This window comes from Agromyces binzhouensis (genome assembly GCF_042672355.1).
Taxonomy (GTDB): domain Bacteria; phylum Actinomycetota; class Actinomycetes; order Actinomycetales; family Microbacteriaceae; genus Agromyces; species Agromyces binzhouensis.
Window position 1 is genome coordinate 585,040 of sequence record NZ_JBHXVJ010000001.1, and the last position, 14,311, is coordinate 599,350.

Annotated in this window: 14 protein-coding genes; 10 read left to right on the forward strand and 4 right to left on the reverse strand. The window is 72.3% G+C overall.

All coding sequences use genetic code 11. The annotated features are described in order from the left end of the window. Nucleotides 1-31 precede the first annotated feature (31 nt). Genes ACFVHK_RS02850 through ACFVHK_RS02865 form a run of 4 tightly spaced genes read left to right on the forward strand, consistent with a single transcriptional unit; the run spans nt 32 to nt 4,086 of the window. A complete protein-coding gene (locus ACFVHK_RS02850; protein WP_376927491.1) occupies nt 32-1,135 on the forward strand; it encodes a polyamine ABC transporter substrate-binding protein in 1,104 nt (367 codons plus the stop codon). Between the two features lie 11 nt (nt 1,136-1,146). After that, the gene (locus tag ACFVHK_RS02855) at nt 1,147-2,049 is read left to right on the forward strand and encodes an ABC transporter permease (RefSeq protein WP_207207079.1); all 903 of its coding nucleotides are present in this window, start codon (nt 1,147-1,149) and stop codon (nt 2,047-2,049) included. Beyond that, nucleotides 2,042-2,905: an ABC transporter permease gene (locus tag ACFVHK_RS02860; protein ID WP_376927492.1), complete on the forward strand. Its 864-nt coding sequence runs from the start codon at nt 2,042-2,044 to the stop codon at nt 2,903-2,905. The genes ACFVHK_RS02855 and ACFVHK_RS02860 overlap by 8 nt, the downstream gene beginning before the upstream one ends. Next, entirely contained in the window at nt 2,902-4,086 is a 1,185-nt protein-coding gene (locus ACFVHK_RS02865) for an ABC transporter ATP-binding protein (protein ID WP_376927493.1), read from the forward strand. The genes ACFVHK_RS02860 and ACFVHK_RS02865 overlap by 4 nt, the downstream gene beginning before the upstream one ends. On the opposite strand, the gene ACFVHK_RS02870 is transcribed toward ACFVHK_RS02865, so the two are convergent. Next, nucleotides 4,068-4,676, reverse strand: a complete 609-nt coding sequence (locus ACFVHK_RS02870) for a TetR/AcrR family transcriptional regulator (protein WP_129234635.1) — start codon at nt 4,674-4,676, stop codon at nt 4,068-4,070. The genes ACFVHK_RS02865 and ACFVHK_RS02870 overlap by 19 nt on opposite strands. 133 nt (nt 4,677-4,809) lie before the next feature. Here ACFVHK_RS02870 and ACFVHK_RS02875 point away from each other — a divergent pair, with 133 nt between their 5' ends. From ACFVHK_RS02875 to ACFVHK_RS02895, 5 genes are all read left to right on the forward strand, one after another. Continuing rightward, entirely contained in the window at nt 4,810-6,156 is a 1,347-nt protein-coding gene (locus ACFVHK_RS02875) for a glycosyltransferase (protein ID WP_376927494.1), read from the forward strand. Continuing rightward, nucleotides 6,153-7,565, forward strand: a complete 1,413-nt coding sequence (locus ACFVHK_RS02880; RefSeq protein WP_376927495.1) for an NAD(P)/FAD-dependent oxidoreductase — start codon at nt 6,153-6,155, stop codon at nt 7,563-7,565. Before ACFVHK_RS02875 ends, ACFVHK_RS02880 begins: the two co-directional genes overlap by 4 nt. 9 nt (nt 7,566-7,574) lie before the next feature. Beyond that, a complete protein-coding gene (locus ACFVHK_RS02885; protein ID WP_376927496.1) occupies nt 7,575-9,032 on the forward strand; it encodes an aminobutyraldehyde dehydrogenase in 1,458 nt (485 codons plus the stop codon). 233 nt (nt 9,033-9,265) lie between these two features. After that, entirely contained in the window at nt 9,266-10,651 is a 1,386-nt protein-coding gene (locus ACFVHK_RS02890; protein WP_449224247.1) for an LssY C-terminal domain-containing protein, read from the forward strand. A gap of 31 nt (nt 10,652-10,682) precedes the next feature. Next, nucleotides 10,683-11,777 (forward strand): serine hydrolase domain-containing protein, encoded by a 1,095-nt coding sequence (locus ACFVHK_RS02895; RefSeq protein ID WP_376927498.1) that lies wholly within the window; start codon nt 10,683-10,685, stop codon nt 11,775-11,777. A 34-nt stretch (nt 11,778-11,811) separates the two neighbouring features. On the opposite strand, the gene trhO is transcribed toward ACFVHK_RS02895, so the two are convergent. Next, nucleotides 11,812-12,711, reverse strand: coding sequence for an oxygen-dependent tRNA uridine(34) hydroxylase TrhO (gene trhO / locus ACFVHK_RS02900; RefSeq protein WP_376927499.1), 900 nt, complete (start codon nt 12,709-12,711; stop codon nt 11,812-11,814). A gap of 134 nt (nt 12,712-12,845) precedes the next feature. Between trhO and ACFVHK_RS02905 the strand changes: the two genes are divergently transcribed. Next, nucleotides 12,846-13,382, forward strand: a complete 537-nt coding sequence (locus ACFVHK_RS02905) for a YbhB/YbcL family Raf kinase inhibitor-like protein (RefSeq protein WP_376927500.1) — start codon at nt 12,846-12,848, stop codon at nt 13,380-13,382. Between the two features lie 23 nt (nt 13,383-13,405). Here the strand turns inward: ACFVHK_RS02905 and ACFVHK_RS02910 are convergent, their stop codons facing one another. Continuing rightward, the gene (locus ACFVHK_RS02910; RefSeq protein ID WP_376927501.1) at nt 13,406-13,627 is read right to left on the reverse strand and encodes a PLD nuclease N-terminal domain-containing protein; all 222 of its coding nucleotides are present in this window, start codon (nt 13,625-13,627) and stop codon (nt 13,406-13,408) included. 44 nt (nt 13,628-13,671) lie between these two features. Then, nucleotides 13,672-14,310 (reverse strand): LysE family translocator, encoded by a 639-nt coding sequence (locus tag ACFVHK_RS02915; protein ID WP_376927502.1) that lies wholly within the window; start codon nt 14,308-14,310, stop codon nt 13,672-13,674. Nucleotide 14,311 lies beyond the last annotated feature (1 nt).

The window sequence follows — 14,311 nt, forward strand, 5'->3', positions numbered from 1 at the left end:
CAACCTTTCCGACGTCCCCAGGAGGTACCTCATGCCCACCATGCGTCGCGTCTCCATCGCAGCGGCCGGAACCGCTGCATTCGTGCTCGCCCTCACGTCCTGCGCCGGCGGCGACAGCGGCGACGGATCCGACATCGACCGCACCGCCGACATCTCGGAGCAGACGCTCACCGTCTCGATCTGGGCCGACTACTACCCCGAGGACCTCGCCGAGCAGTTCGAGGAGGCCACGGGCGTGAAGACCACGATCGTGAACCACGCCACGAACGAGGACGTCGTCGCCAAGCTCACCGCGAGCTCCGACCCCGGCATCGACGTCGCATTCGTGTCGGGCCAGTACGCGCAGGCGCTCGCCGAGCAGGGGCTGCTCCAGGAGCTCGACAAGGAGCTCGTCCCGAACGAGTCGAACCTCTACCCCGAGGCCATGGAGCTCGCCTACGACCCGGGCAACGTCTACTCCGAGCCGTACGCGTGGGGCACCACGGGCCTCTGCTACCGGCCCGACCTCACGGGCTTCGACCCGACGTCGTGGAACGACCTGCTCAACCCGGTCGACGAGCTCGTCGGCAAGACCACGATGCTCTCGACCGACCGCTGGCTCGCACTGCCCGCGCTGAAGGCGGCCGGGTACTCGGTGAACACGACCGACGACGCCGAGCTCGACGACGCCAAGGCGCAGCTGCTCGAGACCAAGCCGACCCTCCTCGCCTACGACGACACGACCTTCTACTCGAAGCTCGTCTCGGGCGAGGCCGCCATGGTCGAGGCGTGGGACGGCTGGTGCAACTACGGCATCGCCGAGAACCCCGACATCGAGTTCGTCGTGCCCGACGAGGGCGCCGACCTCTGGGTCGACACCATGACCGTGCTGAAGAGCTCCGAGAACAAGGAGGCCGCGATGGCCTTCATCAACTACATCCTCGACCCCGAGGTGCAGACGTGGGTCGTCGAGAACATCCTCTACAAGGTGCCGAACCAGGTCGCCATGGAGGCCCTCGACCCGACGCTGATCGAGGCGTACCCGACGCTCGGCATCACGGTCGACGAGCTCTTCGAGCAGGAGGTGATCGTCGACCTCGGCGAGGACTCGCTGAAGTACGTCGACCTGAACGCGGAAGTCCTCGCGACCAACTGACCCGGAGCGCCGTGACCACCACGACCCCGCAGGCGACCCCCGCCGTGCGCGCGCAGCGCGTGCGGCGGGGGCTCGCCGCCGCGCCGTTCCTCGCGCCCGGCATGCTCTTCCTCATCGTCTTCATGGCGATCCCGGTCGGGCTGCTCGCGTTCTACACGTTCTTCAAGCGCGGCCGGTTCGGCGGCCTGGTGTTCGAGTTCACCCTCGACAACTGGGCGAAGCTCGCCGAGCCGCTCTACGTCGGCGTCATCCTGCAGTCGATCGGGCTCGCGCTCGTCGTGACCCTGCTCGCGCTGCTCCTCGGCTACCCGATGGCGTACGCGATCGCCGGGCTCTCGCCCAAGTGGCGGACCGTGGCCCTCGTCGCCGTCGTGCTGCCGTTCTGGACCAACTTCCTGATCCGCACGTACGCCTGGATCCTGCTGCTCAACAACGCCGGGTTCGTGAACCAGTGGCTGCAGGCGCTCGGGCTCACCGACGAGCCGATCTCGATGCTCTACACGCCGCAGGCCATCGTGGTCGGGCTCCTCTACATGTACCTGCCGCTCATGGTGCTCCCGCTCTACGCGTCGCTGCAGCAGCTCGACCCCTCGCTCCGCGAGGCGGCGACGAACCTCGGCGCCTCGCCGTGGCGCGCGTTCCGCACGGTCACGCTGCCGCTCTCGCTGCCCGGCGCGCTCACGGGGTGCATCTTCGTCTTCGTCCCGGCGATGTCGAACTTCGTGATCCCGGAGCTCATCGGCGGCGGCAAGACGGTCATGGTCGGCAACCTCGTGCGCGACCAGTTCTACGAGGCCCGCGACTGGCCGTTCGGCGCGACGCTCGCGCTCGTGCTCACGATGCTGCTCGTCGTCGTGATCGTGATCCAGGCGGCGGTCTCGCGCCGCATCACGGAAGGACCGCGCCGTGGCTGAGGCGACCGCTCCCGCGACCGATCGAGTCGACGAGGCCGAGGCGATGGATGCCGCGCCCGCGCCGGGCACGCCCCGTGCGCGTCGCGGCCGGCGCCGAGGCATCCTCGTGCCCCTGTGGCTCGGGTACGTCTTCCTCTACCTGCCGATCCTCGTGGTCGTCGTGATGAGCTTCAACGAGTCGCGGAACCTCTTCGTGTGGACCGGGTTCTCGCTGCGCTGGTACCCCGAGCTGTTCGCCGACGGCGCGATGATGCAGGGCCTCGCGAACACGCTCATCGTCGCGACCGGCGCCACGCTCATCGCGACCGTGCTCGGGACGCTCCTCGCGTACGGCATCCACCACTACACGCGCGGCGGCCTCATCCGCGCGTTCGCGATCGCGCCGGCGATCCTGCCCGACCTGCTGCTCGGCATCGGGCTGCTGACGTTCTTCTCGCTGCTGAGCTTCACGCTCGGGCTGCACTCGGTGATCCTCGCGCACGGCGTGTTCGCGACCGCCTTCGTGACCGCGATCGTGCTGGCCCGGATGGCGAACCTCGACCCCAGCCTCGAGGAGGCGTCGCGCGACCTCGGCATGGGTCCCGCGAAGACGTTCGTGCGGATCACGCTCCCGCAGCTCGCCCCGGGCATCGTCGCGGGCGCACTGCTGGCCTTCACCCTCTCGCTCGACGAGTTCGTGATCGCGTTCTTCACGACCGCGCCGACGCAGCCGACGCTCCCGATCGTCATCTACTCCATGGTGCGCTTCGGCGTCACGCCCGAGGTGAACGCCCTCGCCACCCTCCTGCTGCTCGTGAGCATCGTCGCGGTGATCTCGGCGCAGCGCCTCACCCGACTGACAGGAACCTCCCGATGACTGCCGAACCCCTGCTCCGCGTCGACGGCGTCCGCGCCGTGTACGGCGACACGGTCGCCCTGCACGACATCTCGCTCGACATCGCCGACAACGAGTTCTTCGCGCTGCTCGGCCCGTCGGGGTGCGGCAAGACCACCCTGCTGCGCTCGATCGCGGGCTTCGAGACGCCTGCCGCGGGGCGCATCACGGTCGACGGGATCGACCTGCTGCCGCTGCCGGCGCACCGGCGGCCGGTGAACATGATGTTCCAGAGCTACGCGCTCTTCCCGCACCTGTCGGTCGAGAAGAACATCGCCTACGGGCTCGAGGCCGAGGGCGTCGGGCGGGCCGAGATCCGCACGCGCGTGGGCGAGGTCATGGAGGTCGTCCGGCTCGGGCACCTCTCCAGGCGCCGGCCGTCGCAGCTCTCGGGCGGACAGCGGCAGCGCGTCGCGCTCGCCCGCGCGATCGTGAAGCGGCCGAAGCTCCTGCTCCTCGACGAGCCGCTGTCGGCGCTCGACCGCCAGGTGCGCGCGTCGATGCAGCTCGAGCTCAAGCGACTGCAGCACGAGGTCGGCCTCACCTTCGTCGTCGTCACGCACGACCAGGAGGAGGCCATGTCGATGGCCGACCGGATCGCGGTGCTCAACGAGGGTCGTCTCGAGCAGCTCGCGACCCCGCAGGAGCTCTACGCCGAGCCCGTCTCCCGTTTCGTCGCGGCGTTCATCGGCACGGCGAACCTGCTCGACGGCGACGCAACCGCCGACGGCGTGGCCGTGCCCGGCATGGGGCTCGTGCCGGCGTCGCACCCCCTCGCCGCAGGCTCGCCCGCGACCGCCGTCGTTCGACCGGAGGACGTCACGGTCGGCACCGACGTGTCCGGAGGGCTGCGCGGCACGGTCGTCGACACGTACTTCCTCGGCGGCGCGTCGACGATCTCGGTCGAGGTCCCGGGACTGCCGGCGCCGCTGCTGGCGAGCGTGCACGGCGCGACGCGCCTGGCGCGCGGCGCCGATGTCGGCGTGACGTTCGGGCGGGCGACGGCGGTGCCGCGCGACCCGTCCCAGCCGCCGTCGTTCGGCACCACCGTCCCGACCACCGCCATCACGGTGACGGATGCCGCGGACGTGCGCGACGCGGAGGGGACGGCCGGCGCGCCCGAGGCATCCGCCTCGAACCGGTCTCAGGACGTCAGCGCGTGACCCGTCGCCAGTCGCGCGTACTCGCGCAGCAGCTCGGCCGCCGCGGCGCGGTCGAGCGTCGGGTGCTTGGCGACGATGCGGTAGCCGTAGGCGTCCTCGAGCGCGACGAGGTTGCGCGCGATCACGAGCGTCGGCTGCGCGAGCGCGAACAGCCCGCGCGCGGCGCCCTGCTCGAGCACGACCTGGTACATGCCGACCTGCCGGTCGTAGAGCGTGGTGAGCAGCGACGCCATGAGCGGGTTGCGGCCCGCCGACCCGCCGAGCTCGCAGAGCAGGCGCACCTCGGTGTCGTCGGAGCCGCTCGGCAGGCCCGAGTCGATGAGGGCGACCAGGCGCGCGACCGGGTCGTCGGGGAGGCCCTCGAGCATCCGGACGCGCCCCTCGTAGAAGCGCTCCATGCCGGCTCGGTTCGCCTCGAACATGAGCTCGTCGATGTCGGGGTAGTAGTACAGCACCGCGCCGGAGGTGAGCCCGGCCTCCTCCGCCACGCGGTTGAGGCGCGCGCCGTCGGGCCCGTGCAGCGCGATCGCGCGCTGCGCCGCGGCCACCAGCTGGCTCCGACGTTCCTCCTGCCGCTTGGGCCTCGCCATGGTGTTCCCTCCCGAGCGGACAGATTGTCTGCACTGCCACGCAATGTTAGCCCGGAATCTCCTCGAAATACAGGGTTTCCAGCGTGCTGAATTCTCTATAACCTGCTGCAAAGAATCGATGAACGGAGTCGCAATGTCCGACGCTCGCCGCACCTTCCTCTTCATGCCCGAGAGCGCCTACGGCCCGACCAACAACTGCATCGGCATCGCCAACGAGCTGCTGAAGCAGGGCCATCGCGTCGTGTTCGCCGCCGAGCGCTCCTGGCAGGGCAAGCTCACCGCGCTCGGCTTCGAGGAGGACCTCGTCGACCTCGCCCCGGTCGAGGAGCCGGCCGAGGGCGCCGAGGAGGCCGAGCAGGACGCCGGCCAGTTCTGGAAGGACTACATCAAGGAGGTCGCGCCGGAGTTCCGGAAGACGACCGCCGAACAGCTCGAGACCGTCACGCTGCCCATCTGGGAGGAGCTCGTCAACGGCGCGAAGCACTGCGAGCCGCAACTGCGGGCGATCATCGATCGCGTGCGTCCCGACGTGATCATCGAGGACAACGTGCTCACCTTCCCCGCGCTCGTGACCGCGGGCGTCCCGTTCGTGCGCATCGTCAGCTGCAACCCGCTCGAGGTCCCCGGCGACGACATCGCGCCGGTGTTCTCCGGTCTCGGCAAGGACGACCGCGAGGGCTGGGCCGAGTTCCGCGCCGAGTACGAGCGCACCCACCGCCCGCTCTGGGAGTCGTTCGACGCCTGGGTGCAGGAGCAGGGCGCCCCGCCGCTGCCCGACCTCGAGTTCATCCACACGGGCGACGCGAACCTCTACGTCTACCCCGAGGAACTCGACTACACCGACGTGCGCCCCCTCGACGAGACCTGGCACCGCCTCGACTCCTCGGTCCGCGAGACCGAGCAGGCGCCCGCCGACCTGCCCGCATCGTTCACCGACGGCAGCCGCCCGCTCGTCTACTTCAGCCTCGGCTCGCTCGGCTCCGCCGACGTCGACCTGATGAAGCGCGTCATCGACGCGCTCGCCGAGCTGCCGATCGACGTGATCGTCTCGAAGGGACCCCTGCACGACGAGTTCGAGCTCGCCGAGAACATGTGGGGCGCGGAGTTCCTCCCGCAGACGAAGCTGCTGCCGCTCGCCGACCTCGTCATCACGCACGGAGGCAACAACACCACGACCGAGGCCATGCACTTCGGCAAGCCGATGATCCTGCTGCCGCTGTTCTGGGACCAGTACGACAACGCCCAGCGCGTCGACGAGCAGGGCTACGGCCGTCGCATCGACACCTACGGCTTCACGCCCGACGAACTCCGCGCGGCCGTCACGGGGATCCTCGCCGACGACGAGCTCCGCGCCCGCGCCGAGGCGGCCGGCGTCGCCATCCGTTCGCGGCACGGCGTCGCGAAGGCCGCCGAGATCATCGCCGGCGTCGGGCTCCCGGTCGGCGCCGGCGTCGGCTCCGCCCCAGCGGGGGCGGAGTGAGCCCGTCGACGACGGATGCCGCGGCCGCGGCGATCGCGGACGCCGAACCGCGGCCGTACTGGACCGACCGTCCCGAGGCACCGACCCCGCGTCCGGCCCTCGCCGGCCGGCACGAGGCCGACCTCGTCGTCATCGGTGCCGGGTTCACCGGGTTGTGGGCGGCGTGGCGGGCGCTCGAACGCGGCGACGCGGCATCCGTCGTCGTGCTCGAGGCCGAGCGCGTCGGCTACGGGGCCAGCGGACGCAACGGCGGATTCGTCGCGTCGTCGCTGACGCACGGACTCGCCCACGGCACCATGGTCTGGCCCGACCAGGTCGGGGCGCTGCACGAGGAGGGCGAGCGCAACCTCGCCGAGCTCGTCGCGACCATCGAGGCGGCGGGCGTCGACTGCGACCTGCGCCGCGTCGGCAAGACGACCCTCGCGGTCGAGGAGTGGCAGGTCGCCGGCCTCCGCGACGCCGCCGAACTGGGCGCGCGCCACGGCGTCGCGCTCGAGCTCCAGTCGCGCGACGAGGTCCGGGCCGACGTCCACTCGCCGACCTACCTCGCGGGGCTCCGCGACCGCGTCGGCACCGTGCTCGTCGACCCCGCACGGCTCGCGTGGGGCATGGCGGCCGAACTCGAGCGCCGTGGGGTGCGCATCCACGACGGGTCGCGCGTGATCGGCCTCGACCGCGAGGGCGCGGGCGTTCGTGCGAGCACGGATCGCGGTGAGGTGGTCGCCCGCGGTGCGATCGTCGCGACCGCGGCCTACCCCGCGCCGCTGCGCCGCCTCGGGTCGTACATCATGCCGCTCTACGACCACGTGCTCATGACCGAGCCGCTCACCACCGCCCAGCGCGAGTCGATCGGCTGGGCCGAGGGCCAGGGGCTCACCGACGCGGGCAACCAGTTCCACTACTACCGGCCCACCGCCGACGGGCGCATCCTGTTCGGCGGCTGGGACGCGGTCTACCACCGCGGCGGCCGCGTCGACGCGGTCTACGAACAGCAGGGCGGCTCGCACGCGCTGCTCGCGCGGCACTTCGCCGAGACCTTCCCGCAGCTCGACGGCGTGCGGTTCACGCACCGCTGGGCCGGGCCGATCGACTCGACGACCCGGTTCACCGCCGCCTACGGCACCGCACGCGGCGGGCGCGTCGCCTACGCGGTCGGTCACACCGGCCTCGGGGTCGGCGCCTCGCGGTTCAGCGCGGACGTCGCCCTCGACCTCCTCGCGGGCCGGCCGACCTCGCGGCTCCGCTACGACATCGTGCGCCGCCGCCCGTTCCCCGTCCCGCCGGAACCGTTCCGGAACCCGATCATCCAGTACACCCGCCGGAGCATCCTCGCCGCCGACGCGCACGAGGGTCGTCGCAACCTGTGGCTGCGCACGCTCGACCGCTTCGGGCTCGGCTTCAACTCCTGAGAGGCAACCATGACCACCACCGGCACGTTCATCGGCGAGTACCGCGCCGGCACCGGCGGCGACGCCGTCATCGTGAACCCCGCGAGCGAGGAGGAGGTCGCGGCGTACCGCGAGTCCGGCCTCGCCGACGTGGGCGAGGCGGCGGCGGCCGCCCGCGCCGCGCAGCCCGACTGGGCGGCGAAGACGCCGGGCGAGCGCTCGCTCGCCCTGCTCCGCCTCGCCGACGCGATCGAGGCCGACGCCGAGCACCTCGCGACGCTCGAGGTCGAGGACTCGGGCAAGCCCTGGACGACCGCGTTCGACGGCGAACTGCCGTTCGCCATCGACAACCTGCGGTTCTTCGCCGGCGCAGCGCGTTCGCTCGACGGCACCGGCGCCGGCTCCCTGTCGAACGGCTACACGTCGATCCTCACCCGCCGGCCGGTCGGCGTCGTCGCCGGCATCACGCCGTGGAACTTCCCGCTCATCATGGCGATCTGGAAGGCGGGGCCGGCGCTCGCCGCGGGCAACGCCGTGATCGTGAAGCCCGCACCCGCGACGCCGCGCACCACGCTGCGCCTCGCCGAGCTCGCGGTCGAGTCGGGCCTCCCGGCGGGCCTCTTCAACGTGGTCACGGGCGACGCCGAGGTCGGGCAGGCGCTCGTCGCGCACCGCGAGGTCGACATGGTGAGCGTCACCGGATCGACGCAGACCGGCAAGGCGGTCATGCGCGGCGCCGTCGAGGGCGTCAAGCGCGTGCACCTCGAGCTCGGCGGCAAGGCGCCCGTCATCGTGTTCGCCGACGCCGACCTCGGCGCGATGGCCCAGGCGGTGGCGCTCGGAGCGACGTACAACACCGGCCAGGACTGCACCGCGGCCACCCGCGTCTACCTCGAGCGCTCGGTGTTCGATGACGGCGTCGCCGCGCTCCGGCAGGCGCTCGGCGGCATCGTCGCGGGCGACCCCATGGACGCCGACACCCACATCGGCCCGCTCATCTCGCGTGGCCACCGCGACCGCGTCGACGGGTTCGTCCGCCGCGCCGTCGCCGAGGGCGCCGAGGCGCTCGTCGGCGGCCACGCGATCGAGCGCACGGGTTCGTACTACGCGCCGACCCTCCTCGTGGGCGCCGCCCAGTCGTCGGAGATCGTGCAGGGCGAGGTCTTCGGGCCCGTGCTCGTCGCCCTTCCGTTCGACGGCGAGGCCGACGGCATCCGCTTCGCGAACGACAGCGCCTACGGCCTCGCCTCGTCGGTCTGGACGTCGGACGTCGCCCGCGCGATGCGCGTCAGCCAGTCGCTCGACGTCGGCGTGACCTGGGTGAACGACCACCTGCCGATCGCGTCGGAGGCCCCGCACGGCGGGGTCAAGGGGTCCGGGTTCGGCAAGGACATGTCGATCGAGCCGCTGCTCGACTACTCGGTCACGCGGCACCTCATGATCCGGCACGCCCCGCCGCCCGAGACGTCCGGGTTCCGGCCGGCCTGAGCGACCCGAGCCGCGCGGCCGCGGGTCGGCGGGCCACGTTCCCGCCGCGAGCCGCCGCCATGCCCGCCACGGGCCCGGACTAGCATGCAGGCATGCGGGAGCGCGGCTCGACCGACGCCCGCCGCCGGGCGCGGCGAGCCGGCGGCGGGCGGACGGACACCGCGCCGACCGACGCCGCGCCGACGGACGACCGCCCGGCGCCCCCGTTGCCGGATCGGCTGTCGTTCACGCGCATGCTCGACGGCTTCTTCTTCGTCTACGCGGGCCTCGCCGCCGTCTGGCTGGCCTGGCTCCTGCTCAACCAGTCCTTCAGCCTCGGATGGTTCGGCATCGGCTTCTTCCTCGTCTTCTGGCTCGTGCTCGCCTACCTGGTGCTGCCGCGGCTGCATCGCATCCTCACGACCATCTACGTGCCCGACTACTTCATCGGACGGACCCGGACGAGCGACGGCCTCCTCGGCGACCCGGTGAACCTCGCCTTCGACGGGCCGGAGCAGGCGCTGCACGACGCCATGCGGGCGGCCGGATGGACCCGCGCCGACGACGTCACGCTCGCGTCGAGCTGGCGCATCATCGCGTCGACCCTCACGCGGCGCAGCTACGACGAGGCGCCCGTGAGCCCGCTCCTCCTGTTCGGCCGGAAGCAGGACTTCGCGTACCAGCAGGAGGTCGCGGGGAACCCGGCGAAGCGCCACCACGTGCGGTTCTGGCGGACGCCCGACGGATGGCTCCTCCCGGGCGGCCGCCGGGTCGACTGGCTCGCGGCGGGCACGTTCGACCGCGCGGTCGGGTTCTCGCTGTTCACGCTGCAGGTCACGCACAAGATCGACGCCGACATCGACGTGGAGCGCGACCACATCGTCGCGACGGTCCGCGAGGCGGTGCCCGACGCCCGGCTCGAGGTGCTCCGCGACTTCTCCACCGGATACCACTCGCGCAACGGCGGCGGCGACACCATCCGGACCGACGGCGACCTGCCCGTCGTCATCGTGGGGCGGGCCGATCCCGCGCCGCGCGACGACCGGACGGCGGAGTCGCCGGGCGCCGCCGGGTCGGCCGCTGCGACGCCGGCCGCCGCGACGCCGGCTGCGGCGCGAACGGTCGAGAAGCGAATCGCATTCGAGCCGCCGCTCCGACTCGCCGAAGCGCAGCCCGTTCCAGCCCGGATGCCGCGACCGGGCGCGACGGCGTTCGGTGCCGGCGTCGTCGTGCTCCGGGTGCTGGCCGGCATCGTCTGGCTCGTCGCACTCGCGCTCCAGTGGGACGAGGTGCTGCAGCAGGACCTCGGGGTCGACGCGGACTCGGCGCCGCAGACCGAGCAGGCGTCCCAGCTCGCGCTCGCGGTCCTGCTCGTGGTGATGGGCGGCCTCCTCGTCGTCCAGCTGGTGCTCGCCGTCCGGATCTGGTTCGGCGGCAACCTCTCGCGGATCATCGTGATGCTGCTCTCGACGGTCAACATCACCGTGGCCGCGACCGAGTCCTTCACGGGCAGCGTCGAGGTCACCGTGCGCACGACGCTCGTCACCGTCGCGCTCGACATCATCGTGCTGCTCGCGCTCTCCAGCCGTCCCGCGCGCGCGTTCGCGCGACAGCCGAGACCGGGGCGACGCAGCCGGTGACGACGGCCCCGAGCAGGCGTAGCCTGCGAGCATGGGCGTGCGGCTCGCCGTTCGGCTTCGGCGCACCGCCCTCGCCGCGGTGCTCGCCATGGGGACCCTCGCGCTCACGGGCTGCATCGAGTTCTACGAGGCGGAGCTCGATCCGGGCCTGATCCGCCGGCTCGAGGAGCACTTCGGCGGCGATCACGATCGCGCCGCCGCCGCGATCGTGGAGGAGGACGGCCTGCACACGGGGTACGTGGCCGCCGACGAGGAGACCGTGTTCGAGGTCGGCTCGATCGCGAAGCTGCTCACCGGGCTGCTGCTGCCGATCGCGGTCGACCGCGGCGAGGTGGCGCTCGACGACCCGGTCGGCCGGTACCTGCCGCTCGGCGACGCGCCCGTGGCCGAACGCACGCTCGAGGAACTCGCGACGCACCGGTCCGGGCTCCCGACGATCACGAGCGACGAGGACCTCCTGATCGCGATCAGCGAGACGGTCGCGACGGGCAGGTCGCTCCCACCCCTCACCGTCGACGAGCTCCTCGCGCTCGCCGCCCGCGAGTCGGCGGAACCCACCGGGCGCGCGGTCTACAGCTCCCTCGGCGCGGCGCTGCTGGGGCACGCGCTCGCCGCCGCCGCGGGCACCGACTACCCGACGCTCGTGCGCGAGCGACTGCTCGCGCCCCTCGGCATGGACGGGGCCGACGTCCCCGCCGACGAGCGCGGCATCTCACCCGCGCACGCGGGCGGGTACACCGCGCGGGGGCACCCGGCGCAGCCGTGGACGGGTGCCGGCTGGGGCCCCACGTTCGGCCTGCACGCCACGCTGCCGGACCTCATCGCCCTCGCCCGCGCGGTCCTGGACGGACCCTTCGCCGACAGCCCGGCGCTCGAGCCCGCATCCGACGGTCCGAACTCGCAGCAGCACATGGGCTACCTCTGGTTCCTCGCCCGCGACGGCGACCGCACGCTGACGGGGACCCGCGCGATCACGAGCGGCTTCGCCGCCGCACTCTTCGTCGATCGCGCGGCCGGGCGGGCCGTCATCGTGCTGTCGAACGAGGCCGAGCACGTCGACCGCTTCGCGGTGTCGCTGCTCGACGGCGTCTCGGGTGCGGGAGGCTGGCGCGCGGGCGACCCCTGATTGGCGGCTGCGCCCACCGTGCGCACCCTCTCGGTCAGGCGACGGATGCCGCGTGCTCGGCGCACCGCGCCGGCGTGCACGCCTCGCAGCGCACGAGCTGCGCGCGGCACGAGGCATCCGTGCAGTTCACGGCGCGGTTCGTCGCCGCGCCGCAGCCCTCGCAGGCGCCCACGACCGCGGCGTGGTCGCTGAAGTCCACCGAGCCGCGCCCGTCGAACACGTAGAGCGATCCCTCCCAGAGGCCGTCGTCGCCGAAGCGCTCGCCGTACCGGACGATGCCGCCCTCGAGCTGGTAGACCTCGCCGAACCCGCGATTCGCCATGAGGCTCGAGAGCACCTCGCAGCGGATCCCGCCGGTGCAGTAGGTCACGACCGGTCGCCCCTTCAGGTGGTCGTAGGCGCCCGAGTCGAGCAGCCCGACGAAGTCGCGCGTGGTCTCCGTCGGCGGCACGATCGCATCGCGGAACCGGCCGATCGCGGCCTCGACCGCGTTGCGCCCGTCGAAGAAGACGACCTCGTCCCCGCGCTCCGCGACGAGCTCGTGCAGGGCGTCGGGGGAGAGTCGCGCGCCGCCGCCGACCACGCCCGAATCGTCCACGCGGAGTTCTCCCGGCGCGCCGAACGAGACGATCTCGTCGCGTACCTTGACGCTGAGCTTCGGGAAGTCGACGCTCCGCCCGCCGTCGTCGAGCCGGGTGCCCTCGCTCCACTTCACGTCGAGCCCGCGGAACCCGGTGTACTCCTTCGTCTTCCGCACGTAGCGCTTGAGCGCGCCCATCTCGCCGCCGAGCGTGCCGTTCAGGCCGTCCTTCGACACCAGCACGCGCCCGCGGAGCCCGAGGGACTCGGCGAGGTCGCGCTGCCAGAGCCGGATCGCGTCGGGGTCGGCGAGCGGCGTGAAGGCGTAGAACAGGATGATCTTGGCGAGCGGCACCCCGAGATCCTAGGCGCGATGGCTGGGCGGATGCCACGACGCGGCGTGTGCTCGGGAGGCGGCATCCGCTCGGACGTACCCTGACCTCGACCGCCGACCGGGCCGTCGGCCCGGGGCTGCCGAGGAGGACGACGATGCTCGACGTGGACCCCTACGACGCGTTGCAGAAGCTCCGACCCGTGGACGCGTTCACCGTGACGAGCACCGACTTCGTCGACGGCGGCCCGCTCGCCCGGCCGCAGTGGAGCCACGCCGCGGGCGGGGTCGACCGCTCGCCGCAGCTGTCGTGGAGCGGGTTCCCCGAGCGCACCCGGGGATTCGCGGTGACCTGCCTCGACGTCGACGCCCCGAGCGGTTCCGGCTGGTGGCACTGGGCGGTGCTGAACCTGCCGCTCGAGACCACGAGCCTCGAGGCGGGCGTCGGAGCACCCGGCGGACCGCCGCTGCCCGACGGCGCGATGGTGCTCGCCAACGAGGACGGCGTGCACGGCTTCGGCGGCGCGGCGCCGCCGCGCGGCACGGGCGAGCACCGCTACGTGTTCGTCGTGCACGCGCTCGACGTGCCGAGCCTCGAGCTCGATCCCGCGTCGACGCCCGCGGTCCTCGGCATCCGCTGCTTCTCGCACGCGCTCGCGCGCGGCATCCTCACCGGCACCGTCAACCGCGACTGAGGCGGCCCCGCCGGCCCACCCGATCAGTCGACCCGTCGCCCGAACAGGAAGTACGAGATCGGGCCGATGAAGTTCACGGCGATCACGATCGCCCACACCCACTTGCGCCCGTTCACGTCATCCGCGTCGCGCCTCGCCAGGTCGGTCCACGCGGCCGACGCCAGCGCGAGCTGGATCACGCCCGTGACGATCCCCCTGACCTGCTGCCCTCGAGTGAGGTCGCTCCACTGCTTCGCCTTCGCCATGGCTCCTCCGTTCCTCGGGTGCCGGCCCCTGCGTGCCGGTCGTCCTAGTGCTCGTTCCCCGACAGCGCGAGCACGCCGCCCAGGCCGATCATCATGACGCCGCCGGTGGCGGCCAGGTGCGACGCCCGGCGCGGCGACCGGGCGAACCAGTCGCGGGCCCAGCCCGCCGCGAGGGCCCAGACCGAGTCGCACGCGAGCGCGAGCACCACGAACGCGGTGCCGAGCATCGCCATCTGCATGGGGATGGCGCCGGCGTGGAAGTCGACGAACTGCGGCAGCACGGCGACGAAGAACGCGATCGTCTTCGGGTTCGTGACGCCCACCACGACGCCCTCGCCGAGGAGGCGCCACGGGGAGCGCGCCGCGACCTGGCGGGTCACGGCGTCCGCGGCATCCGCACGGTGCCGGATCGCCTGCACGCCGAGGTAGACGAGGTACAGCGCACCGCCCAGCTTGATGGCCGTGAACAGCGCGACCGACTGGGCGACCACCGTGCCGACACCGAGCGCGACGGCTGCGACGAGCGGCAGCATGCCGACGGCGTTGCCGACGACGCTCAGCAGCCCGCCCATGCGCCCGAGCGCGAGCGACCGGCCGATGACGAACAGCACGCTCGGCCCCGGGATGACGATGAGCACGACCGAGGCCAGCACGAACGCCCAGAGGTTGGATGCGGGGACCACG

Excerpts from the sequence above, each read along its gene's own strand:
- ACFVHK_RS02850 (WP_376927491.1), top strand. The coding sequence starts at position 32 with ATGCCCACCATGCGTCGCGTCTCCATCGCAGCGGCCGGAACCGCTGCA.
- ACFVHK_RS02865 (WP_376927493.1), top strand. The coding sequence starts at position 2,902 with ATGACTGCCGAACCCCTGCTCCGCGTCGACGGCGTCCGCGCCGTGTAC.
- ACFVHK_RS02870 (WP_129234635.1), bottom strand. The coding sequence starts at position 4,676 with ATGGCGAGGCCCAAGCGGCAGGAGGAACGTCGGAGCCAGCTGGTGGCC.
- ACFVHK_RS02875 (WP_376927494.1), top strand. The coding sequence starts at position 4,810 with ATGTCCGACGCTCGCCGCACCTTCCTCTTCATGCCCGAGAGCGCCTAC.
- ACFVHK_RS02885 (WP_376927496.1), top strand. The coding sequence starts at position 7,575 with ATGACCACCACCGGCACGTTCATCGGCGAGTACCGCGCCGGCACCGGC.
- ACFVHK_RS02890 (WP_449224247.1), top strand. The coding sequence starts at position 9,266 with ATGCTCGACGGCTTCTTCTTCGTCTACGCGGGCCTCGCCGCCGTCTGG.
- ACFVHK_RS02895 (WP_376927498.1), top strand. The coding sequence starts at position 10,683 with ATGGGCGTGCGGCTCGCCGTTCGGCTTCGGCGCACCGCCCTCGCCGCG.
- ACFVHK_RS02905 (WP_376927500.1), top strand. The coding sequence starts at position 12,846 with ATGCTCGACGTGGACCCCTACGACGCGTTGCAGAAGCTCCGACCCGTG.
- ACFVHK_RS02910 (WP_376927501.1), bottom strand. The coding sequence starts at position 13,627 with ATGGCGAAGGCGAAGCAGTGGAGCGACCTCACTCGAGGGCAGCAGGTC.